Raw genomic sequence first — 21,860 nt, 5'->3', positions numbered from 1 at the left:
CGCACCATGCTCATTCCACTCATTCTAAGCGGCGGCAGCGGCACGCGGTTGTGGCCTATTTCCCGTAAGAATCTACCCAAGCAGTTCCTCGCGCTATCGTCGGATCAAACGCTTTTCCAGCAGACGGTGACACGCGCGCAGCAGTTGCCCGATGCATCCGCGCCTATTGTGGTAGCCGCCGACGAACATCGGTTCCTGGTAGCCGAACAACTCCAGGAGCTTCGCGTTGAAGGTGCCAGCATCCTGCTCGAGCCCATAGCCCGCAACACCGCCCCGGCGATCGCCGTCGGCGCGATGCAAGCCATGTCGCGCGATCCCGATGCGACCCTGCTTGTGCTCCCGGCCGATCATCTTATCGGCGACGATAATCTGTTCGCAGAAGCCGTCAGCCGTGCCCGCCCGCTGGCCGAGGACGGCTGGCTGGTCACCTTCGGCATACGACCGGATCGCCCTGAGACGGGCTTTGGCTACATCCAACGAGGCGAGACGCTTCGTCAAGATACCTTTCAGGTTCGCCGATTCGTCGAAAAGCCGAACGCCGATGTCGCCCAAAGCTACGTGGAAAGCGGCGAATTCGATTGGAATTCCGGCATGTTCCTGTTCCACGCACGCCGCTTCCTCGAAGAACTCGGTCAGTACGCACCAGAGATGTTGGCTGCCGCACAAAAAGCCTATGACAAGGCGAATGCGGACCTCGATTTCATTCGGCTCGATGCGGCATCTTTCAGCGAGTCGCCCTCCAATTCCATCGACTATGCGGTGATGGAGCGCACAACGCGCGCCGCGGTCGTCCCTGTCAGCTGCGGTTGGAGCGACATCGGGTCGTGGGATGCGCTGTGGCTGGCCGCGGACAAAGACCATCACGGTAATCGCCTTGAAGGCGACATTATTGCGCTGGACACCAGCAACTCGCTGGTCCGCTCGCATCCTCGCCATCTCGTCGCCACCATCGGGTTGGACAATGTCGTCGTCGTTACCACGCCCGATGCCACGCTTGTAGCACGACGCGATGCATCACAAGACGTCAAGAAAATCGTCGATGCGTTGAAATCTGCGGGTCGGACAGAGCACGATCTTCACCGCGTCGTACGACGCCCCTGGGGCAGTTACGATTCACTGGAGAACGGCGACCGATTCCAGGTGAAGCGTATCGTCGTAAAGTCCGGCGCGGCACTCAGCCTGCAAATGCATCATCACCGTGCAGAGCACTGGATCGTAGTGAAGGGCGTTGCGGAAGTCACCTGCGATGACAAAGTGTTCTTGCTCGCCGAGAATCAGAGCACTTACCTGCCTCTGGGCAGCAAGCACCGCCTGCGAAATCCAGGCAAGGTTCCGGTGGAGTTGATCGAGGTGCAGTCCGGCAGCTATTTGGGTGAGGACGACATCGTTCGATTCGATGACGTATACGGCAGAGCCTGATGGAAAAAAGGAGCCTTGCGGCTCCTTTTTTTTATTCCTTGATCAACCGGGACAGTTCCGCGGTTCTCTCACGCATGAGCGATTCATCGCCACGAGATTCGACATTCAGACGAAGCAACGGCTCCGTATTGGAAGCCCGAAGATTGAAGCGCCAGTTTGCAAACGTCAAGCTAAGGCCATCGACACGATCCACACGCGGATGTTCTTTGCCATAGAAATCGAGTACGCGCGCCACCGTCGCACCGGCATCCTCGACGACGAAATTGATTTCCCCGCTACATGGATAGGCCGCCATGCGCTCGGCCAACATATCCTCCAGGCTTACTCTGGTTTTCGATAGACGCTCCGCGATCAGCAACCACGGGATCATCCCCGAGTCGCAATAGGCGAACTCGCGAAAATAGTGATGTGCGCTCATCTCACCGCCATAGACGGCATCTTCCAGGCGCATCCGTTCCTTGATGAATGCATGGCCGGTCTTGCTTTCGATGGGTACACCGCCGGCAGCCGCGACCATGTCGATGGTATTCCACGTCAATCGGGGATCATGAATGATCTTTTCTCCCGCGTGCTTCTCCAGCAATTGGGCGGCAAGCAGACCCACGATGTAATAGCCCTCGATAAAATTTCCCCGTGCATCAAAAAGGAAGCACCGATCGAAATCGCCGTCCCAGGCGATGCCGAAATCAGCCCCATGCGCGATAACAGCCTGTGCAGTAGCGTCACGGTTTTCTGGTAACAGTGGGTTGGGAATACCGTTGGGGAAGCTGCCGTCCGGCTCGTGATTCACGCGTATGAACTCAAACGGCAGGTGATCGGAGAGCAGATCGATCACCGCACCCGCGCCACCGTTACCCGCGTTGGCCACGATCTTGAGCGGCCGCAGCGCGGAGGTATCGATATAACCCAGCAAGTGGTTCACATATGCCGTCTTGTCGTGATCTCGAATGATCTTTCCACGTGCCGCTTGGGAGGTTTCGAAGGCGTTTTCTTCCACCATGCGCTCGATATCGCGTAATCCCGTATCGCCACTGATGGGCCGCGCGCCCTCGCGTACGAGCTTCATCCCGTTGTAGTCGATCGGATTATGGCTCGCGGTCACCATGATTCCGCCAGCGGCGTCACGGTGAAACGTCTGGAAATACGACTCCTCGGTGCCGCAAAGACCTATATCGATGACATCTCGACCTTCATCGTTCAGGCCGCGTGCAATCGCTTGAGCGAACGAAGGACTATCGCGACGAATATCATATCCAACCACAACCTGACCCGGTTCGACCGTGCGCGCGAAAGCGCGCCCCAATCGATAGGCGATATCTTCGTTCAATTCGTCGGGGACTCGGCCGCGGATGTCATAGGCTTTGAAACACTTCATCGAAGCGTATCTCTTTGTTCGGGCCACTCATTCTGGCCGAGCGCCCCTGAATCCTCAACCGCTCCTGATAAAAGAGGATTCAAACCCGGCAAGGCGCTGCGCGCCATCACTAGGCAGCATGAAGCTCACTGGACACGCCTCCGAAGTAGGCATCCGTTACCGTCCTGGCATCACCCATCATGCGGATTTTCCCGTGCTCCAGCCAAATGACACGATTACACGTGTTCATGATGAGCTCTCGGGAATGCGACGCCAGCACGAGGATCTTGGTGGCCTCGACCATGCTGGCCAGTCGCGCTTCGGCGCGATGCTTGAATCCCTCGTCGCCCACGGAAAGCCATTCGTCCATCAACAGGATCTCAGGACGCAGGATGGTCGAAACAGCAAAAACAAGGCGCAAATGCATACCCGTCGAATAGGTGCGCAACGGCATGTCGATAAAGGCGCCGAGCTCGGAGAACTCGATAATCTCGTCTATATGCTGTTTCATGCTGGAGCGCGTGATGCCAAGTAGCGCACCGCGCGTATAAATGTTCTCCCGCCCAGTAGCTTCATGATCGATGCCCAGTGATATGTCGATAAGCGAGCCGACCTTTCCCTGAATACGCGCACTCCCCGACGAGGGTTCATAAACCCCACTGAGCATTCGCAACAAGGTGCTCTTGCCTGCTCCGTTATGACCTAGCAACCCCACCCTGTCACCATCGCGCAAGGAGAACGTCAGGTTCTCGAGTGCGCGTACCACGACACGACCTCGCTCATCCGAGCCGATCTGTCCGCCGGTTGCCATCTGGAAGATCTGCTTTTTCAGCGAGCGCCCAGTAGCGTTGTATATCGCAAATTCGACAGTCGCGTTTTCAAATTCTATGAGCGCCATAAGGTCACTTCAATCAATGCAGGGTGGTTGGATATGACATGCGTTTCCCATCGTTATAGCCAGTAAGCGATACGTCGCCGAAAGTGACCATAGAAGAGCAACGCCACTGCCCAGCCGATGGCGGCGAGTGCGCCTGACACGACCCAGCTCATCGTGCTCGGCAGGTGACCAAGCAGTGGGGCTCGAACAATTTCCAGCAAGTGATAGACCGGGTTGAAGTCCAGCACATACGCAGACACGCTCGCTGGCAGGCTTTGCGGCAACCACATGATGGGGGTCAGATAAAAGACGACTTGCAGAATGCTGCCCACCATCTGGGATAGATCTCGAAAACGAGCGCATGCCACGCCAAGGATCAGCGCGATCCACAGAAGGTTGAGAACGAGCAAGGCAAATCCGACGATGGAAACGACCATGACGGGATGGACGGATTTACGGACCGCAATAAACACGATCGGCAGTATCAACAGGTTGTGACCGAGGATGATCACGTTGCGCCATGTCATGCGAAGCACGTGAACGAACAGCGGAATCGGCAGCTGCCTGATGATCGCGTCAGAGGCAATGAAGCTGACACACCCTTCATTGATGACCGTCGATATGAAGCCCCACAAGATGATACCGATCGCCAATGAAGGCAGGAACTCTGTCATCGGGCTATGAAAGAGTGAGCCGAAGACGATGCCGATCGTCGCGATCATCACCCCCATGCTGATCGTCAGCCATAGCGGTCCAAGGGCTGACCTTCGATAGCGCTGGCGAACGTCCTGCCAACCGAGAATACCGACAAGCGGCATACGCCGCGTTGCTGCCGCGATGTCAGACATCGCAGCTACTGTTGAGTACTTGAGCATGGATTCAAGAAATCCGAAGAGAGTCGTTAACGATCCGATCTGCGTTGGACGCATTCATCGAAGTGAAATTATTGATCATGATGATGACCCTTTTGTAAAAGGATCCTTGCGTGCAACTTGCGGATCACCGGCGTCCTTCACTGTCAGGGAGTCATAAAGAGTAAAGACGTTTGACGGCATCGTGACGGAAATGCGACGGAAAAATTTTTCGAGGACAGCCTTACGCAAGCTTCGCATGGGGCTAGCCGCGATATCGGATCAATGCGTTTGATACCGACAAAATGGGGATGGCAGGCACCATGCCGCTGCTCTCCAAGCCCGCAATGGACGCTATCGCCTGGAGATGAGCAGGGGCCGGTAAAGCGGCTAGCAGGCCCGTAGAAAGCGTTGGCGCGGGGCGCCACGCAAGGAGCCGTCAAGCGTGCTCGCGCGAGCACCGAGCAGCCTGGTGCTGATGTATCGCATGGACAGGTCCTGTCGTCGCGCCTGCTTCACTACCGGCATGCCGGTCGATCGACGGACCTGCTGGAGCGCGCCATCTGGCTCGTGTTCGGGCCGCGAAAGGAGCTGAAATTCCCGCTGATTTGGCAATCAGCGGGATCAGCTATTCCACAGTCACCGACTTGGCCAGATTACGCGGTTGATCGACATCCGTACCGCGCAACACGGCCACGTGATAAGCCAGCAATTGCAACGGCACCGTGAACACAGCAGGTGCGACGAAGTCGCCACCGCCATCGAGGCGAAGCATCGCGCCACGGCTTACGCCCTCGTCCATCACGGCATGGGAATCGGCAAAGACCAGTAGCTCCCCGCCACGTGCGCGGACTTCCTGCAGATTGGACTTGAGCTTGTCGAGCAGCGGACCGCTGGGCGCCACCGCGATGACGGGCATGTCTTCGTCGACCAGGGCCAAGGGGCCGTGCTTCAGCTCGCCTGCCGGATAGGCTTCGGCGTGGATATAGGAGATTTCCTTGAGCTTGAGCGAACCCTCCAACGCCACCGGATATTGCGCACCACGGCCGAGGAACAGTGCGTGCTGGCGGTGCATCAGATGTTCGGCCAGCTCGACGATTTTCGGCTCGAGCTTCAGCGCCTCTTCGATCAGGCGGGGCAAGCGCTGCAACTGTGTGCAGAGATCGGTGTAGCGCGCGTTATCCAGACCGCGGTGGCGCGCCAGCTGCAAGGTGAGCAACGCCAATGCCGCCAGCTGCGTGGTGAACGCCTTGGTCGACGCCACGCCGATTTCCGGGCCTGCTCGCGTCATCAACTTGAGATCCGACTCGCGCACGACCGACGACTCGGGCACGTTGCAGATCGCCAATGTCCCAAGGTAGCCACGGCGGCGCGATTCACGCATTGCGGCCAACGTGTCGGCGGTTTCGCCCGATTGGGAAATAGCGACGAACAACGTGTCGTTGGAGACGACGGCTTCGCGGTAGCGGTACTCGCTGGCAACTTCGACGTTTACCGGCAGGCGGGCGTAGTCTTCGATCCAGTACTTGGCCACCATGCCGGCGTGATAGCTGGTACCGCAGGCGATGATGTGCACCGCCTTGACCTTGGCCAGCAATTCATCGCCGCCGACGCCGAAGATATTCGGCAGCACGCCATGCGGCCCGATGCGCGCTTCCAGCGTGTCGCCCACCGCGCGCGGCTGCTCGAAGATTTCCTTCTGCATGTAGTGGCGATACTCGCCGCGTTCGACAGCATCGGCTGATATCTCGCTCTCGTGCTGCGCGCGTTCGACCAGCGCACCATCGAGGCCATAGATCTGCATGCTGTCGCGGGTGATATCGACGACGTCATCTTCGTCGAGATAGACGATCTTGTTGGTGACCTGGATCAAGGCCTGCGCATCGGAACCGAGAAAGTTTTCGCCGATACCCACGCCGACCAGCAGCGGTGCGCCACGACGCGCACCGACGACGCGGCCGGGTTCATCGCGGCTGATCACGGCAATCGCGTAGGCGCCTTCCAGATTGCGCACCGTCGCGATCACGGCCTCACGCAGGCTCAAGCCATCCTTCAGGCGCGCCTCCACCAGCGCCGCCATGACTTCGGTGTCGGTCTCGGATGTGAATACATGACCGCCCTTGCGCAGCTCTTCACGCAATTGGGCATAGTTTTCGATGATGCCGTTGTGTACCAATGCAACGCGGCCGGCCACATGCGGATGTGCGTTCGCTTCGTTCGGCACGCCATGGGTGGCCCAGCGCGTATGCGCGATACCGGTACCGCCAGGGAACGGATCGGCCTGATACAGCGCCTCCATTTCGCGCACCTTGCCCTTGGCGCGGACGCGCTGAATCTGTCCGTCTTCAAGGACGGCGATGCCCGCCGAGTCATAACCACGGTATTCGAGAGCCTTCAGGCCCGCGATCAACAACGGGGCAACATCACGCTGGGCGGCGGCTGCGACGATTCCACACATGGGCAGTAATCCTTGCAATAACAGACCGCCACTTTCGCGGCGATCCATTTCAACAGACTTTCGCCACACCCAGACTAGCGCGGCACGGGGTGTTTAGTGCACCTTGCGTCGGAGATAGTTCAAAAGGTCGATGCGCGTAATCAGGCCCAGAAACTGCTCGCCATCGACCACGATCGCCACATGCCCACGCTCGAATACCGGTAGCAGCGACTCGATCGGCGAGCGCACATCGAGCATCTGCAGGTTGCTGATCATCGCAGTGGCGACTGAGTCACGGAAACGTGCTTCATCGGCATGTACATGCATCAGCACATCCGATTCGTCGAGGATGCCGACCAGACGACTGCCGTCCATCACCGGCAGCTGCGACACGTCGTAGAGCTTCATACGCGTGTATGCCGTCATCAGCAGCTCGTTCGGGCCGACCACGACGGTGTCGCGCTGCGAGAACGGGCGCAGCAACAGATCGCGCAGGTCACCATGCTGTTCGCGCTCGATAAAGCCGTTGTCGAGCATCCAGTAGTCGTTGTACATCTTCGACAGGTATTTGTTGCCGGTGTCGCAGACAAAGGTCACCACGCGCTTGGGGGTGGTCTGCTCGCGGCAATAGCGCAAGGCGGCGGCAAGCAAGGTACCGGTGGACGAGCCGCCGAGCACCCCCTCTTTCGATAGCAGCTCGCGCGCGGCCAGGAAGCTTTCCTTATCGGGGATGGCATAGGCCTTCTTGACCCGCGTGAAGTCGCTGATCGAAGGCAGGAAGTCCTCGCCGATACCTTCGACCATCCAACTACCGGATTTGGTCGAAAGCACGCCCTCGTTGATGTACTGGGCAAGAATCGAACCGACCGGATCGGCCAGCACGAAATCGGTGTTCGGCGAAGCCTCGGCAAAGAACTTGGACAGACCGCTCAGGGTGCCCGACGACCCGCAGCCGACCACGATGGCGTCGACCTTGCCATCCAGCTGCTCAAGAATTTCCGGACCGGTGCTGGCGATATGCGCGGCGGGGTTGTCGGGATTACCGAACTGATTGATGAAATAGGCACCTGGGGTTTCGCGCGCAATGCGCTCGGCCATGTCCTGGTAGTACTCGGGGTGACCCTTGGCGACGTCCGAACGGGTCAGTACCACTTCGGCGCCCATCGCCTTGAGGTTGAAGATCTTCTCGCGGCTCATCTTGTCCGGCACGACCAGGATCAGGCGATAACCCTTCTGCTGCGCCACCAGTGCCAGGCCAAGGCCCGTATTGCCCGCGGTGCCCTCGACCAGGGTCGCGCCTGGCCTGATCTTGCCGGCGCGCTCGGCGCCTTCGATCATCGACAGGCCGATGCGGTCCTTGATCGAGCCGCCGGGATTGTTGTTCTCCAGCTTCAGAAACAGCTCACACGGCCCTACGTCCAGGCGCTGCGCGCGTACCATCGGGGTACGTCCGATCAGTTCGAGGACACTTTGGTTGACCGTCATGAGGGGCTCCGTTTTGAGACTGCGCCGGACGGCAACATGGCTCGCCGGCAAGATGAGCATGATAACCCGGCATGTTTGCACCGCCATAACGACTCGGCCCCGGCAGCGCGTGCGCGCCCCGGGGCCGATGCTCGTGCGAAAACTCGCAGCGTCAGTGAGCTAGTTGCTTGGTGTCCCACATCCGTTGTAATCGTTCCTTGGCTTGTAGCTTTTCCCTTTTCATACAACGAAGCGTGATGTCGTCGATGGGAAGAACACCGATCTCGGCGTCATGCACTTTGCTGTCGAGTTCCTTGTGATGCAGGTAGAGCCGACGGAATTCGGCGTCGGCTTTCATCAAGGCTTCGACATCGTCACGCTGCTGGTTTTCGAACATAGTCCGACCTCCTCGTTAGGGGCTGCAGGCGCGTGACCGGTGCGCCTGCCAACGGTGATGTGCACGCGCGCACTCGCGCACCATCCATCCGCGACGGCGGAAGGAAGCGACGGTGTTGGGAAGAGTGAGCGCATGATTCAGGTCAGTGACCCATGGCGCGCTGATGCCCCATGGGAACTTGACCCTACTCCCGGAAAGAAGGGCATGCAAGCGCGTCCGGAAATATCTTTTGTCACACGGACTTAAAGCAAAAAGCCTGTCGAAACAGGCTTTTGCGTAACAAATCTTTTCTTCGGCCCTGCCTGAGACTGTGGGAACGGCTTTAACTGCGACCAACGGTTACATCACGGCCGATCACGATTGAAGTCGCTCCTACAAGGTAGCTATTGGGCGGTGCAGCCCGGCCTCAGTCGCCCTTGGAATTCTGCTGCTGGGCGCGCAGGGCGCGTGCGGCCTGAGCCGCCAGATCCGCTTGGCGCTTGGCTGCGTTGGCGACCTTGCTCTGGGCGGCGGCCAGCTTGCGGGCCTGTTCGGCTTCGGCCTTGGCCTGCTCGGCAGCGGCGGCCGAGGCCTCGCCCTGCTGTTGCAGGCGCGCGGCTTCTTCCTGAGCCAATTGGTACTGCAGGCGCTGGCGTTCCAGTTCGCGACGCGCTTGTTCGGCGTCGAGGCGGCTGCCCTCCAGCTGAATCTGATCGTGCTCGCGATCCAGCTCGTTGAGCCTCAGCTGTGCCACCTGGAACTGGGCCGAGGCCCGTGCCAGATCGACCTGCCGCTCGGCGATGTACAGCGCGTGGGGGCGCTCCTTCGACTTGACCTGGGACAGACGGCTGACCGCGTCACGGGCACGGGCCTGCTCGGCCTGGGCATAGCTGCCGAGGTTCGGATCGTTGGATAGCTGGTTCAGGCTGTTGCTTAGCCGGTTGACGTCCAAATCGTCTTTGGCGGCATGCGCCACACCAACGGTGGCAAGAGCCAGTACGAGGGCGCTTAGGGTGGTGGCGAGTCGGCGCTTCACAGCTGGCCTCCCTGGTGGTTCGGATCGGGCAAGGTCTGGTCCGGCAGCGTCTGGGTGCCCTGGCCCTGATCCTGCGGCGAGCTCAGCTGCGACGAGGGTGGGGCCGGCAGGTCTTCCATCGGCTGGGCCGGGGGCAGGCCGTTGCTGGACGCAGGGGCCGGCGCGGCGACAGGCGGCGGATCGTTGTCGTGAGCATGCGCCTGCTCGATCTGCTGACGCAGGTGCTCGTTGTCGTCGGATTTTTGCTGGATCTGCGCCCGGGCGGCGGCCAGACGAGCCTTGGCACGGGCCAATTCGGCATCGGCGCGGGCTTCGTCAGCCAGTTGGCCAGCCACGTCGTACTTGCGGCTGGCCATGGCCGACTGGGCCTGCTGGAACTTGCTCTGGGCAAAACCCAGGTCGACCGGCGCATAGTCGGCCGCGCCGGCATCGCGTGCCGCCTGGAGCTGCGATTGCGCCAGATTCATCGACCCATCCGGCGGCGGCACGCTTGCGCAGCCGGCCAGGGTGGCCATTACCGTGGCCAGCGCCAGGGTCGAAACCGCTGTCCGAAAGCGCCTGGAGCGCCCGTTCAGCGGGGAAAAGATGTGCACCATCACTCATTCCTCTCGGAGTGTTGCAGCGTATTGTGGGCGGGCATAATCCATGATTGCAACGCGCACTTGGGGTCGCCTACACGTAGGGCGAGCGTTGTCTTCGATGGACTTGGACGGCGCGCGGACATCACGAGTGTACATGTACGTACACCACGATTCCGAGCATCGGCCATGCGTCGAAGCGCCACGCGGTCGATTTGTTGGCTACCCTTAATAAAACGCACGGCCCGGCCGATGGATAGACCGGAGCCATGTAACGGGTCTTATAGGGGAAGAATGTGGATATCGGTTATTTCCTGAAGCTGATGGTGGACAAGGGCGCGTCGGACATGTTCCTGACGACTGGCGCCCCGGTGAACATCAAGGTCGAAGGCAAGCTCTACCCGCTAGGCAACACCGGGCTACCCAGCGGCATGGTCAAGAAGATCGCCTATTCGCTGATGGACGAAGGTCAGGTACCGCAGTTCGAGCGCGATCTCGAGCTGAATATGGCCCTGGCCGTGAAGGAGGCGGGACGCTTCCGTATCAACGTGTTCAAGCAGCGCGGCGAAGTGGGCATGGTGATCCGCGCCATCAAGAGCGAGATCCCCAGCATCGACCAGTTGCAGCTACCCGGCATCTTCCGCGACCTGATCATGGAACCGCGCGGGCTGATCCTGGTCGTCGGCGCCACCGGCTCGGGCAAGTCGACCACCCTGGCGGCGATGATCGATCAGCGCAACCAGAACTCGTCGGGCCATATCCTGACCATCGAAGACCCGATCGAGTACCTGCACCGCCACAAGCGCTCGATCGTCAACCAGCGCGAAGTCGGCCTGGACACGCACAGCTATCACGAGGCGCTGAAAAACGCGATGCGTGAGGCGCCGGACGTGATCATGATCGGCGAGATTCGCGACACCGACACCATGGAAGCGGCCATCGCGTTCTCCGAAACCGGCCATCTCTGCCTGGCGACGCTGCATTCGAACAACGCAGACCAGACGCTGGAGCGTATCCTCAATTTCTTCCCGGAATCGGCGCACAAGAACGTGCTGATGAACCTTGCGCTCAATCTGCGCGCGGTGATCAGCCAACGCCTGGTGCTGGGCAAGGACGGCCGCCGCATCCCGGCAACCGAAGTCCTGCTCAATACGCCGCTGATCCGCGACATGATCCGCCGCGGCCAGATTCACGAAGTCAAGGAAGCGATGGATCGCAGCCTGCAGGAAGGCATGCAGACCTTCGATCAATCGCTGTATCGCCTTTACAAGGAAGGCCGCATCGAACTGGAAGAGGCGCTCAACAAGGCCGATTCGCGCGACGGCCTGGCGTTGAAGGTGCGTTTGTCCGAAGGCGGCGGTGTGAACAACACCGAGCTGGTGGGCAATGATCCGTATGGGTTGGGGTTCTGATGGCTTAGGGCCCCCTCACCCCAACCCTCTCCCCCGGCAAGCCAGGGGAAAGGGTTGGGGTGAGGGGGCGCTCTGGTCAACCCGCAACAGGCGCATCCCCCTGCGCCTCAGGCTCCGCGAGCCGAAACGCATCAAGCTCCTGACAAGCAGCCTGAATGCGCTGCAACGTCGGATAGACATCCAGCGGCAGATTCCAGCGCACCGCGTTGTACAGCTGTGGAATCAGCGCCAGGTCGGCCAGTCCCGGCGTGTCGCCATGGCAAAAGCGGCCCGTATCCGGATGGTTCGCCACCATCGCCTCGAACGCCTCCAACCCCTTGGCAATCCAATGTTTCGACCATTCGCCCTTGCGGGCCTGGTCGCCGTACTGGCCCTCGAGGTACTGCAGAACGCGCAGGTTGCCGATCGGATGCACGTCGGAAGCGATCACCTGCGCCAATGCGCGCACCCGGGCGCGACCTAACGGATCAGCCGGGAGGAGTGGCGGCTCGGGGTGGGTTTCATCAATGTATTCGACGATTGCCAGCGATTGCGTCAGCACGTGATCGCCGTCAACCAGCGTAGGTACCAGCTCCTGCGGATTGAGCACACGGTAATCCGCCCGATGCTGCTCGCCCCCGTCGTTGACCAGATGTATCGGCCTGTTCCCATACTCAAGACCTTTGAGATTCAAGGCGATACGAACGCGATAAGCAGCGCTGGAACGCCAGTAACCATAGAGCGTGAGTGCGGACATGAGGGCCAAGGCTTGGGATGAGAAGAACAGGATAACCCGGCCCACGGTTTGCATCGTTCCCGGGGCGGCGGGACAATAGGCGGTTCGCGCCGCCCAGCGGTGCCGCCTGTCCTTCGAAGCCTTAAAGGGAAAGCCATCGTGTCCGTCACCCGTATGAGCGACCTGGATCTGCGCGGCAAGCGCGTATTGATCCGTGAAGATTTGAACGTGCCGATCGAGAACGGCCGCATCACGTCCACCCAGCGGCTGGAAGCCTCGCTACCCACGATCAAGGCCGCTCGCGACGCCGGCGCCAAGGTCATGGTGTTGTCTCATCTGGGCCGCCCGAAGGAAGGCAAGTTCGACGAGGAGTCGTCGCTGGCGCCGGTCGCCCAATGGCTCGGCAAGAAACTCGGCAAGGACGTTCGCCTGGTGCGCGACTATCTCGACGGCGTCGATGTCGCCGACGGTGAAGTGGTAGTGCTCGAGAATTGCCGCATGAATATCGGCGAGGGCAAGGACGACGAAGCCCTTTCGAAGAAATATGCCGCGTTGTGCGACATCTTCGTCATGGATGCCTTCGGTACCGCGCATCGCGCGCAGGCATCCACGCACGGCGTGATCAAGTTCGCTCCGATCGCCGCCGCCGGTCCGCTGCTGTCGGCCGAGCTCGATGCGCTAGGCAAGGCGCTGGAGCAGCCGGCACGCCCGCTGCTTGCCATCGTCGCCGGCTCGAAGGTATCGACCAAGCTGCAGTTGCTGGAAAACCTGATCGACAAGGTCGACCAGTTGATCGTGGGTGGCGGTATCGCCAACACGTTTATTGCCGCCAGCGGTTACGGCGTCGGCAATTCGCTGTACGAACCGGACCTGCTGGATGCGGCCAAGAAAGTCATCAACGCCGCCAAGCGCCGCAACGCGGACGTGCCGCTGCCGATCGACGTCATCGTCGCACCGGAGTTTTCCGCGCATGCTCCAGCCACAGTCAAGCCGGTCGATCAGGTCAAGGACGGCGAGATGATCCTGGATATCGGCCCGGAGACGGCCAAGCGCTACGCCGAACTGATCGCCAAGGCGGGCACGGTGGTGTGGAACGGCCCGGTCGGCGTGTTCGAGTTCGACGCCTTCGGCCACGGCACCGAAACGCTGGCGCGCGCGATTGCCGCGTCCAACGCATTCTCGATTGCCGGCGGTGGCGATACGCTCGCCGCAGTGGACAGGTACGGCATCGAAAAAGACGTGTCGTATATCTCCACCGGCGGCGGCGCCTTCCTCGAATTCCTCGAAGGTAAGGAGCTACCGGCCGTGGCCGCGCTCAAGGCTCGTGCGGCAAAGTGAGCGCAGGCAGGATGCTTTGCCTGTTCGATCTTGACGGTACGCTGATCGATTCGGAAGAAGGCATCGTCGCCTGCGTGCGACATGCCTTGATCCAGATGCATGTGTCGGTGCCCAGTGACGCGGACCTGCGCCACTGGATCGGCCCGCCGCTGCGCCATAACTTCGCGCCGCTGCTCGACCACGATGCCGAGCGCATCGAGGCAGCCGTCGAGCACTACCAGGATCGCTTTCAGACCCATGGGCACCGCGAGTATGCGGTGTATCCGGGTATCGACGCGCTGGTGCGCAAGCTGCACGCTGCTGGGCACACGCTGGTCATCGTGACCAGCAAGATCGCCCGCAACGCCGAGCCGATCATCGCCGCCCTGCCCTTTGGCCATTTGTTCGCGCGCATGTACAACCCGGACGCGCGTAGTGCGGTGAGCGAGAAGGCGTCGATGATTGCCGCCGCGCTGAGCGATTTCGCCATACCCGCAGCGCAGACCGTGATGATCGGCGATCGCAAGTTCGATATCGAAGGCGCGGTGGCGAACAAGGTGCGTGGGATTGGCGTGCTTTGGGGCTTTGGCGATCGCAACGAGCTGGAAGAAGCCGGTGCCGATGCGATTGCCGCGACGCCCGAGGCGCTGGCTGAATTGCTCGCCTAGCAACCTTGGAGAACCTCGAATAACCTCCTACTCGTCATCCCGGCGTAGGCCGGGATGACGATGGTAAAAACTGAGGTTCGAAGCAAAAAAGCCGCGGACATGCCGCGGCTTTTTTTGCATCACTGCAACATCATCAACCGATAACGCGCTTCACCGTATCGACCACATTCGGCACCGTAAAGCCGAAGTAGTCGAACAGCTTGTTTGCCGGCGCCGAGGCACCGAACGTCGTCATGCCAACCACAGCGCCGTCGAGGCCGACGTACTTGTACCAGTAGTCGGCACTGGCCGCTTCCACCGCCACGCGCGCGCGGCACCAGCCAGGCAGCACGCTTTCGCGGTATTCGGTCGGCTGCGCGTCGAACACTTCGGTACAGGGCATCGACACCACACGCACCGGCACACCTTGCTGTGCCAGCGTGCGCGAAGCTTCCATCGCCAGTTCCACTTCCGAGCCGGTGGCGATGAGGATCGCCTTGAACTTGGTGTCCTGCGGATCGGACAGTACATAGCCGCCGCGAGAGATATCGGCCACCTGCTGTGCGCTGCGCTGCTGATGCTTCAGAGTCTGGCGCGAGAAAACCAGGCAAGCCGGGTTGCCCTTGCGCTCGATCGCCACCTTCCAGGACACAGCCGATTCGACCACGTCGCAAGGACGCCACAGTTGATTGTTCGGAATCAGGCGCAGTGACGCGAGATGCTCGACCGGCTGATGCGTCGGGCCATCTTCGCCCAGGCCGATCGAATCGTGCGTATAGACGTGGATGGTGTGCGCCGGAATCAGTGCACTCATGCGCACGCCGTTGCGGGCGTAGTCGGAAAACACCAGGAAGGTGGCGTCGTACGGGATAAAACCGCCGTGCAGCGCCAGGCCATTGCCGATCGCGGTCATGCCGAATTCGCGCACGCCGTAATGGATGTAGTTGCCGTTACCTTCGCTGGAGTTGCCGACCGCCGCTTCAAGGCTGCCCTTCCACTTGGTGAGGTTGGAGCTGGCCAGGTCGGCCGAGCCGCCCAGGAGTTCGGGCAACAGCGGGCCGAACGCATCGAGCGACATCTGCGATGCCTTGCGCGAGGCCACGTCCGGACCTTCAGCCTGCATCTTGTCGACGAAGGCCTGCGACTTCTCGGCCCAGTCCTTGGGCAGTTCGCCAGCGGTGCGGCGCTTGAATTCGGCAGCGAGCTGCGGATGCGCGGCAGCGTACTTGTCGAACAGCTCGTTCCAGGCCTGCTCGGCAGCGGCACCTTCTTTCTTGTGATCCCAGGCGGCATAGATATCGGCGGGGATTTCGAACGGCGGATATTTCCAGCCGAGGTATTCGCGTGCGGCCGCAACCTCATCCTTGCCCAGTGCCGCGCCGTGGCTTTCTTCCTTGCCTTGCTTGTGCGGCGCGCCGAAGCCGATGGTGGTCTTGCAGCAGATCAGCGTGGGCTTGGCGTGCTGCGAGGTCGCCTTGGCGATCGCCTGCTTGACCGCATCGGCGTCATGACCGTCGACGTTGCGAATCACTTGCCAACCGTAGGCTTCGAAACGCTCCGGCGTATTGTCGGTAAACCAGCCCGGCACTTCCCCGTCGATCGAGATGCCATTGTCGTCGTAAATGGCGACCAGCTTGCCCAGCTCCCAGGTACCGGCAAGCGAAGCGGCTTCGTGCGACACGCCTTCCATCATGCAACCGTCGCCCATGAACACATAGGTGTGGTGGTCGACGATAGTGTGGCCGGGCTTGTTGAAGTGATTGGCGAGAATCTTCTCGGCCAGCGCAAAACCCACGGCGTTGGCAAAACCCTGACCCAGCGGACCGGTGGTGGTTTCCACGCCGGGCGTTTCGCTGGCTTCCGGATGACCGGCGGTCTTCGAATGCAGCTGACGGAACTGCTTGAGCTGCTCGATCGGCAGGTCGAAGCCGGTCAGGTGCAGCAGCGCGTACTGCAGCATCGAACCGTGCCCATTGGAGAGTACGAAGCGATCGCGGTTAGGCCATTTCGGGTTGGTCGGGTTGTAGTGCAGGAAATCCTTCCACAGGACCTCGGCAATATCGGCCATGCCCATGGGCATGCCAGGGTGGCCGGAATTGGCCTGCTCGACGGCATCCATGGCAAGGGCGCGGATGGCGTTGGCAAGTTCGCGACGAGAGGGCATCAATGTTCTCCAAAGGGGCAACGCGAAAAACGGCATTGTCGCCGATCCCACGTGAAACTGTCGCCATTTCGTCAAGACGGCGTTGCTGCGGCGCGCAAGAAATTAACTTGGCCTTAATATATTTATGCCGACTTTGAAACCCTTCAGGCATCGGCCTATCTAATAGCTCACGGTGCTGCAAACCCCTGCATGCACCACATCGGATGGCTTCCCCTGTTCACGGCCGCCCGATTGCTTTCAGAAATAAAAAAATTAGGAGTACCCCGATGAATAAGACACTATTTGCTGTGGCCATCGCGGCCGCTGGTCTCGTTGCCGTCCCCGCGGCATTCGCACAACAAGCCAGCTCCGGCTACACCCCCACCTACACTGGCCCCGAGCAGGACAACTTCCAGCCTGGCCAGGCGGTCGGTTCGGGCAACTGGTTCATTGACGCCAATGCCGGCCGCACCGGCGGCGGTAACGGCGGTTTCGGCAAGAACCTCGACACCTTCAATTTCTCCAAGGGCGAGCGCGACCGTCGCACGGGCTATGGCCTCACGGGCGGCTACCGCTGGAAGGTGGCGCAGGACTTCGGCCTGGGCGTGGAAGCGGGTTATGTCGATCTCGGCAATTTCCGCGTGAAGAACGTCTTCAACTCGCAGCCGGTCAACCAGTCGAGCAGCACCAACGCCCTGCGCGGATGGCTGGTTGGTGTGAATGGCCGCATGAACCTCATCCAGGGCTGGTACCTCAGTGCCCGTGGCGGTTATTTCCATGCGAACAACTACGATCACCAGTTCACTGCCGACGAATCGGCTGCGCTGGGCGAAACCACCGGCGGTCGCGCCGGCCGTGGCAGCTGGTACGCCGGCCTGGGCACCGGTTGGGATATCAACCAACACTGGGGTGTGGGCGTGTCTTATGACTACTTCCATGCCAACGCCGGCAAGCTGATCGACACCGCCACCGGCGAAGTCACCTCGGACCTGAAGCGTTCGACCGGCATCGTTTCGCTGTCGGGCGAGTACCGCTTCTAAGCGCTTGTTTCCAAGTGAAACCCAAGGACGGGCCGTTCGCGGCCCGTCCTTTTGTTTTTCAAAGACTTGTAGCAGGCTCATTCATGAAAGTTAATGGATTCTTAATACTGCACTGACGAGTGTTGAATTTAAGCAAGCCAGAACCATCTAAGGGTCAGCGCATCGCAATTTGCATGTGCGCGGAGGAACCGGCTTCCCCCTCTCGTGCCGGAACCCCGCCTTGGTATAACAGGAGAATCTCCATGAAAAAGACGCTGCTTGCCCTCGCTTTCGCTACCGCCGGTCTGTTGACCGTTCCTGCCTTCGCCCAAGATGCCGGTACCGGCAATGGCGGTTGGTTCGTCAACGGCAATGTCGGTCGCACCTCGATCGACAAGGGTCCCTATAACGACAGCGATACCGGTTACGCCATCAATGGCGGCTACCGTTGGGCGGTCAATCCGTCGCTCGCGCTGGGCGTTGAAGCCGGCTACAACGACCTGGGCAACATCCACGCCAAGAACATCTTCAACAGCCGTCCCGTGATTGATGGGACCAAAACGCAGCTGCACGGCTGGACTGCCGGTGTGAACGGTCATTTCAACCTGACGCCGAACTGGTATCTGAGCGCACGTGGCGGCATTTACGGCTGGAAGGGTCACGGCTTGTCCAACGACGACCTGCCGACCCGTCATAACCTCAACGACACCAGCTGGTATGCCGGTGCCGGCGTGGGCTATGACTTCACCAGCCACATGAGCGTGGGTCTGAACTACGACTACTACGATGCGAAGAAGCACAACGTGGACCTGAGCACCGACATGGTGTCGATCAGCGCCGAGTATCGTTTCTAAGCGTTGCAAGAAAAGGCAAAAAGAAAGGGCGCCGTGAGGCGCCCTTTTTTATTCTCTAACAGCGATCAACTTCAGCCGTTCCACTGTCCCAGCGCCGCCAGGCCATTTTCCTTGGCGCGCGCGTGGACGATCTTCTGGGCTTCGGCGGTGTTCGTCTTGATGTCCTTCGACCACACCTTCAACGCGGCCTGCTGCATCGCGCGACCGTAGGAGAACGACAGCGGCCAGGGGTGCGGGCCCATGCGGTTCATCGCATTGAGGTGGGCGGTGGACTGTTCGTCGGTCTGGCCGCCGGAGAGGAACACGATGCCCGGCAAGGTGGCCGGAACGGTGGTCTTGAGCACGCGAACGGTGGCCTCGGCGACTTCTTCGACTTCGGCCTGCTCATCGCAGTCCTTGCCGGCGATGACCATGCTGGTCTTCAGGATGGTGCCTTCCAGCAGCACGTTCTGCTCGTACAGGGCATTGAACAGGCTGCGCAGCACGGCTTCGTGCACTTCGTAGCTGACTTCGATGGTGTGGTCGCCGTCCATGATCACTTCGGGCTCGACCATCGGTACCAGACCGGCTTCCTGGCACAGCGCGGCGTAGCGGGCGAGCGCATGGCAATTGGCTTCGATCGCGGTCGAGCTGGGGTTGTCTTCGCTGATATTGATGACCGCGCGCCATTTGGCGAACTGGGCACCCAGCTTGGCGTATTCCTGCAGGCGCTCGCGCAGGCCGTCGAGGCCTTCGGTGACCACGTCGCCCGGGAAACCGGCCAGCGCGACCGGGCCCTTGTCGACCTTGATGCCCGGGATGATGCCGTTCTTCTTCATCACCTGGGTGAACGGCACGCCGTCCTTGGTCGACTGGCGCAAGGTTTCGTCATACAGGATGGCGCCGGAGATGTGCTCGCCCAGACCCGGCGTGGTCAGCAGGAGCTCGCGGTAGGCGCGGCGGTTTTCTTCGGTGTTGTCGATGCCAACGGCCTCGAAACGCTTCTTGATGGTGTTGGTCGATTCATCGATGGCGATGATGCCCTTGCCAGGCGCGACCATTGCCAAGGCAATGCTTTCGAGATCTTCGATGCTCATGACGACTCCGTAGAACGAGCGTGGCCCGGTAGCCACGCAACATGACGAGATGCCGGCCTTCAAAGGACCGGCAAGGCTTAAAGTGCTGGATTATAGCCCGATCGGCCCGGCCGGTCTTGGCCGGGCGCAGCAAGGGGCTCAGAGCCGGTCAGCTGGAATAGCCCGGCAGCTTGCAGGCGTCGGTGATCCGCTTGGCCTGGGCCGGGTCGGCCGGCAGGTTGAAGGAGACGACGTAGTAGGTGCTGACCGGGGTGCTGTCCTTGTTGGTCAGCGACGGACCATAGTGGAAGCGGGTCACCACGCTCTTGCCGACGGCGCCCAGGTCGCTATCGGGAACGACCTTGGCCACCTGGACGTTCATCGTGGCGCCATCCGAACCGATGCTATAGGTCACCGCCGCGCAAACCGGCTTGTCCAGATTGCGGCCGGAGTTGGGAACGTCCGCATCGACCTTGGTATTGAGCAGGATCCAGTAGTTATTAAGTGACTCCGGCGCGACCTTGTGCTCGGCTTGAGCCATCACCGGAGCAGCACAGACCAGGGCCAGGCCGAGCAGGAGGCCGCGAGCGGCCAGACGGTTTTTCTTGTGCATGACAGCGGCCTGCTAGCAGTGGAGATGCGCCGAGTGTAAGGCAGAGGCCGCCCACTCGGCGTAATCGTCACCGAACCGACCTTTACAGATCGCGCAAGCTTTCCACCATGCCTTCCGCGCCGACCGAAAGCAGCTTGACCGTATTGGTGCCACCGCCGCGACCGACATGGTCGCCATGCGTCACCACCACGCGATCGCCTTCAGCCAGCTTGCCCTGGGCGAACAGTTCCTGCACCGCCTGACGGGCCGATGCCGCCATGGTCTGGCCGGCATGGGTGAACTCGACCGGCTGCACGTCGCGCAGCATCAGCATGCGGCGACGGGCATCGGCAAACGGCGACAGCGCATAGATCGGCACAGCGCTGCGATAGCGCGACAGCCACTGCGCGGTCGCGCCCGATTCGGTCAACGCCACGATCGCGCGGCAACCAACCTCACCCGCTAACACCATCGCGGCCAACGCAATGGCCTGGTCGGTACGGTCGATGCGATGGCCGGCCGTGGCGAGATCTTCCTTCGGCTCGAACTGACGCTCGGCGCCCAGACAGATACGCCGCAAGGCAGCCACCGCCTTGTCCGGATGCGCACCGGCTGCGGATTCTTCTGACAGCATCACCGCGTCGGTGCCGTCGATCACCGCATTGGCGACGTCGAGCACTTCGGCACGCGTCGGGATTGGCGAGCGCACCATCGATTGCAACATTTGCGTTGCGGTGATGACCGCGCGATTACGCTGCACGGCTTCGCGAATGATCTTTTTCTGCAGGCCGGGCAGCTCGGCGTCGCCGATTTCCACGCCCAGGTCGCCGCGCGCCACCATCACAACGTCGGATGCGTCGATGATTTCGCCCAGCACCGGGATCGCATCGGCGCGCTCGATCTTGGCCACCAGCGCGGCATTACCGCCCGCTTCGCGCATCAGTCGACGCGCCTGCTCCATATCCGCGGCGGAGCGCACAAAGGACACGGCAAGAAAATCGGCGCCAATTTCCGCGGCGAGCTTGATGTCGGCCTTGTCCTTGTCGGACAACGCATCGACCGAGAGACCACCACCCTGGCGATTGAGGCCCTTGCGGTCGGACAGCTTGCCGCCGATCAGCACGCGACAGCGGATTTCGCTGCCGACGACCTCTTCCACGGTCATCGCCACCAGGCCATCGTCGAGCAGCAACACGTCGCCCGGGCTGACGTCCCTGGGCAAATCGTAATAGCTCACGCCGACGCGCGTGTTGTCGCCCGGCGGCGTACCGGGGCGGCAGTCGAGCACGAAGGGATCACCCTCTCGCAGTTCGACCGGACCGTTACCGAAACGCTCGACACGGATCTTGGGGCCTTGCAGGTCGGCAAGGATGCCGACTTCGCGCCCCACCGTAGCGGCAGCCTCGCGCACAGCATTCGCACGCGCACGGTGATCGTCCGGCTGGCCGTGCGAGAGATTCAGGCGAACAACGTCCACACCTTCGGTGATGATCCGTTGCAACATGCCCGGCGCGTCGGTCGCGGGGCCCAGGGTGGCGACAATTTTGGTGCGCCGCGTGAAGGTTTCATTGGTCATCCGGGGAGACTACCAGAACTTTTATGGCCGTCTAAACCTCTGCATACGAATGTATCGATGGGACCTCGTTCTTATCCCTGCCGGCGCCACCTGTCATGGGAGGCCAAACGTTGCGCTAGCATGACAGGGACGTTGTCA

Annotated in this window: 19 protein-coding genes; 6 read left to right on the top strand and 13 right to left on the bottom strand. The window is 60.9% G+C overall.

Going from position 1 to position 21,860, the window contains the following annotated elements:
- Positions 1 to 6: 6 nt before the first annotated feature.
- Complete coding sequence (locus tag QMG46_RS08305; RefSeq protein WP_281852030.1) at positions 7 to 1,419, top strand: mannose-1-phosphate guanylyltransferase/mannose-6-phosphate isomerase; 1,413 nt, start codon at positions 7 to 9, stop codon at positions 1,417 to 1,419.
- 31 nt (positions 1,420 to 1,450) lie between these two features.
- On the opposite strand, the gene QMG46_RS08300 is transcribed toward QMG46_RS08305, so the two are convergent.
- The 8 genes from QMG46_RS08300 to QMG46_RS08265 all read right to left on the bottom strand — a co-directional run bounded on the left by QMG46_RS08300 (position 1,451) and on the right by QMG46_RS08265 (position 10,410).
- Complete coding sequence (locus QMG46_RS08300) at positions 1,451 to 2,794, bottom strand: phosphohexomutase domain-containing protein (RefSeq protein WP_281852029.1); 1,344 nt, start codon at positions 2,792 to 2,794, stop codon at positions 1,451 to 1,453.
- A gap of 109 nt (positions 2,795 to 2,903) precedes the next feature.
- Complete coding sequence (locus QMG46_RS08295) at positions 2,904 to 3,671, bottom strand: ABC transporter ATP-binding protein (protein WP_281852028.1); 768 nt, start codon at positions 3,669 to 3,671, stop codon at positions 2,904 to 2,906.
- A gap of 53 nt (positions 3,672 to 3,724) precedes the next feature.
- The gene (locus QMG46_RS08290) at positions 3,725 to 4,525 is read right to left on the bottom strand and encodes an ABC transporter permease (protein ID WP_281852027.1); all 801 of its coding nucleotides are present in this window, start codon (positions 4,523 to 4,525) and stop codon (positions 3,725 to 3,727) included.
- Between the two features lie 604 nt (positions 4,526 to 5,129).
- Positions 5,130 to 6,959 carry a glutamine--fructose-6-phosphate transaminase (isomerizing) gene (gene glmS, locus QMG46_RS08285; RefSeq protein WP_281852026.1) on the bottom strand — a complete coding sequence of 610 codons (1,830 nt, stop codon included), beginning with the start codon at positions 6,957 to 6,959 and terminating at the stop codon, positions 5,130 to 5,132.
- A 93-nt stretch (positions 6,960 to 7,052) separates the two neighbouring features.
- On the bottom strand, positions 7,053 to 8,423 hold the full coding sequence (locus QMG46_RS08280; protein WP_281852025.1) for a pyridoxal-phosphate dependent enzyme: 1,371 nt from the start codon (positions 8,421 to 8,423) through the stop codon (positions 7,053 to 7,055).
- 151 nt (positions 8,424 to 8,574) lie between these two features.
- The gene (locus QMG46_RS08275; RefSeq protein WP_281852024.1) at positions 8,575 to 8,799 is read right to left on the bottom strand and encodes an HP1242/YdcH family protein; all 225 of its coding nucleotides are present in this window, start codon (positions 8,797 to 8,799) and stop codon (positions 8,575 to 8,577) included.
- Between the two features lie 406 nt (positions 8,800 to 9,205).
- On the bottom strand, positions 9,206 to 9,814 hold the full coding sequence (locus tag QMG46_RS08270; RefSeq protein ID WP_281852023.1) for a hypothetical protein: 609 nt from the start codon (positions 9,812 to 9,814) through the stop codon (positions 9,206 to 9,208).
- Positions 9,811 to 10,410, bottom strand: coding sequence for a DUF4398 domain-containing protein (locus QMG46_RS08265; RefSeq protein WP_281852022.1), 600 nt, complete (start codon positions 10,408 to 10,410; stop codon positions 9,811 to 9,813). Before QMG46_RS08265 ends, QMG46_RS08270 begins: the two co-directional genes overlap by 4 nt.
- 278 nt (positions 10,411 to 10,688) lie before the next feature.
- On the opposite strand from QMG46_RS08265, the gene QMG46_RS08260 reads away from it, so the two are divergent.
- Positions 10,689 to 11,804, top strand: coding sequence for a PilT/PilU family type 4a pilus ATPase (locus QMG46_RS08260; protein ID WP_281852021.1), 1,116 nt, complete (start codon positions 10,689 to 10,691; stop codon positions 11,802 to 11,804).
- Between the two features lie 76 nt (positions 11,805 to 11,880).
- On the opposite strand, the gene maiA is transcribed toward QMG46_RS08260, so the two are convergent.
- Entirely contained in the window at positions 11,881 to 12,540 is a 660-nt protein-coding gene (gene maiA, locus QMG46_RS08255; RefSeq protein WP_281852842.1) for a maleylacetoacetate isomerase, read from the bottom strand.
- 138 nt (positions 12,541 to 12,678) lie between these two features.
- On the opposite strand from maiA, the gene QMG46_RS08250 reads away from it, so the two are divergent.
- Both QMG46_RS08250 and QMG46_RS08245 read left to right on the top strand, forming a co-directional pair.
- Positions 12,679 to 13,857 (top strand): phosphoglycerate kinase, encoded by a 1,179-nt coding sequence (locus tag QMG46_RS08250; protein WP_281852020.1) that lies wholly within the window; start codon positions 12,679 to 12,681, stop codon positions 13,855 to 13,857.
- 11 nt (positions 13,858 to 13,868) lie between these two features.
- The gene (locus QMG46_RS08245) at positions 13,869 to 14,504 is read left to right on the top strand and encodes an HAD hydrolase-like protein (protein WP_281852840.1); all 636 of its coding nucleotides are present in this window, start codon (positions 13,869 to 13,871) and stop codon (positions 14,502 to 14,504) included.
- A 133-nt stretch (positions 14,505 to 14,637) separates the two neighbouring features.
- On the opposite strand, the gene tkt is transcribed toward QMG46_RS08245, so the two are convergent.
- The gene (gene tkt, locus QMG46_RS08240) at positions 14,638 to 16,647 is read right to left on the bottom strand and encodes a transketolase (protein WP_281852019.1); all 2,010 of its coding nucleotides are present in this window, start codon (positions 16,645 to 16,647) and stop codon (positions 14,638 to 14,640) included.
- Positions 16,648 to 16,913: 266 nt separating this feature from the next.
- On the opposite strand from tkt, the gene QMG46_RS08235 reads away from it, so the two are divergent.
- Positions 16,914 to 17,666, top strand: coding sequence for an outer membrane protein (locus QMG46_RS08235; RefSeq protein WP_281852018.1), 753 nt, complete (start codon positions 16,914 to 16,916; stop codon positions 17,664 to 17,666).
- Positions 17,667 to 17,908: 242 nt separating this feature from the next.
- A complete protein-coding gene (locus tag QMG46_RS08230; RefSeq protein ID WP_281852017.1) occupies positions 17,909 to 18,499 on the top strand; it encodes a porin family protein in 591 nt (196 codons plus the stop codon).
- A 71-nt stretch (positions 18,500 to 18,570) separates the two neighbouring features.
- On the opposite strand, the gene QMG46_RS08225 is transcribed toward QMG46_RS08230, so the two are convergent.
- The 3 genes from QMG46_RS08225 to pyk all read right to left on the bottom strand — a co-directional run bounded on the left by QMG46_RS08225 (position 18,571) and on the right by pyk (position 21,722).
- Positions 18,571 to 19,575, bottom strand: a complete 1,005-nt coding sequence (locus QMG46_RS08225; protein WP_281852016.1) for a class I fructose-bisphosphate aldolase — start codon at positions 19,573 to 19,575, stop codon at positions 18,571 to 18,573.
- Positions 19,576 to 19,723: 148 nt separating this feature from the next.
- Complete coding sequence (locus QMG46_RS08220; RefSeq protein WP_281852015.1) at positions 19,724 to 20,167, bottom strand: energy transducer TonB; 444 nt, start codon at positions 20,165 to 20,167, stop codon at positions 19,724 to 19,726.
- Positions 20,168 to 20,249: 82 nt separating this feature from the next.
- The gene (gene pyk / locus QMG46_RS08215) at positions 20,250 to 21,722 is read right to left on the bottom strand and encodes a pyruvate kinase (protein ID WP_281852014.1); all 1,473 of its coding nucleotides are present in this window, start codon (positions 21,720 to 21,722) and stop codon (positions 20,250 to 20,252) included.
- Between the last annotated feature and the right edge of the window lie 138 nt (positions 21,723 to 21,860).

The sequence above is a fragment of the Dyella sp. GSA-30 genome (assembly GCF_027924605.1).
In the GTDB taxonomy this organism is placed as follows: domain Bacteria; phylum Pseudomonadota; class Gammaproteobacteria; order Xanthomonadales; family Rhodanobacteraceae; genus GSA-30.
The sequence above is the reverse complement of the archived record's forward strand: the minus strand, read 5'-3'. Positions and strand labels throughout refer to the sequence as shown.

Excerpts from the sequence above, each read along its gene's own strand:
- glmS (WP_281852026.1), bottom strand. The coding sequence starts at position 6,959 with ATGTGTGGAATCGTCGCAGCCGCCGCCCAGCGTGATGTTGCCCCGTTG.
- QMG46_RS08275 (WP_281852024.1), bottom strand. The coding sequence starts at position 8,799 with ATGTTCGAAAACCAGCAGCGTGACGATGTCGAAGCCTTGATGAAAGCC.
- QMG46_RS08230 (WP_281852017.1), top strand. The coding sequence starts at position 17,909 with ATGAAAAAGACGCTGCTTGCCCTCGCTTTCGCTACCGCCGGTCTGTTG.
- QMG46_RS08295 (WP_281852028.1), bottom strand. The coding sequence starts at position 3,671 with ATGGCGCTCATAGAATTTGAAAACGCGACTGTCGAATTTGCGATATAC.
- pyk (WP_281852014.1), bottom strand. The coding sequence starts at position 21,722 with ATGACCAATGAAACCTTCACGCGGCGCACCAAAATTGTCGCCACCCTG.
- tkt (WP_281852019.1), bottom strand. The coding sequence starts at position 16,647 with ATGCCCTCTCGTCGCGAACTTGCCAACGCCATCCGCGCCCTTGCCATG.
- QMG46_RS08290 (WP_281852027.1), bottom strand. The coding sequence starts at position 4,525 with ATGCTCAAGTACTCAACAGTAGCTGCGATGTCTGACATCGCGGCAGCA.
- maiA (WP_281852842.1), bottom strand. The coding sequence starts at position 12,540 with ATGTCCGCACTCACGCTCTATGGTTACTGGCGTTCCAGCGCTGCTTAT.
- QMG46_RS08225 (WP_281852016.1), bottom strand. The coding sequence starts at position 19,575 with ATGAGCATCGAAGATCTCGAAAGCATTGCCTTGGCAATGGTCGCGCCT.
- QMG46_RS08300 (WP_281852029.1), bottom strand. The coding sequence starts at position 2,794 with ATGAAGTGTTTCAAAGCCTATGACATCCGCGGCCGAGTCCCCGACGAA.
- QMG46_RS08280 (WP_281852025.1), bottom strand. The coding sequence starts at position 8,423 with ATGACGGTCAACCAAAGTGTCCTCGAACTGATCGGACGTACCCCGATG.
- QMG46_RS08305 (WP_281852030.1), top strand. The coding sequence starts at position 7 with ATGCTCATTCCACTCATTCTAAGCGGCGGCAGCGGCACGCGGTTGTGG.
- QMG46_RS08245 (WP_281852840.1), top strand. The coding sequence starts at position 13,869 with ATGCTTTGCCTGTTCGATCTTGACGGTACGCTGATCGATTCGGAAGAA.
- QMG46_RS08265 (WP_281852022.1), bottom strand. The coding sequence starts at position 10,410 with ATGGTGCACATCTTTTCCCCGCTGAACGGGCGCTCCAGGCGCTTTCGG.
- QMG46_RS08235 (WP_281852018.1), top strand. The coding sequence starts at position 16,914 with ATGAATAAGACACTATTTGCTGTGGCCATCGCGGCCGCTGGTCTCGTT.
- QMG46_RS08220 (WP_281852015.1), bottom strand. The coding sequence starts at position 20,167 with ATGCACAAGAAAAACCGTCTGGCCGCTCGCGGCCTCCTGCTCGGCCTG.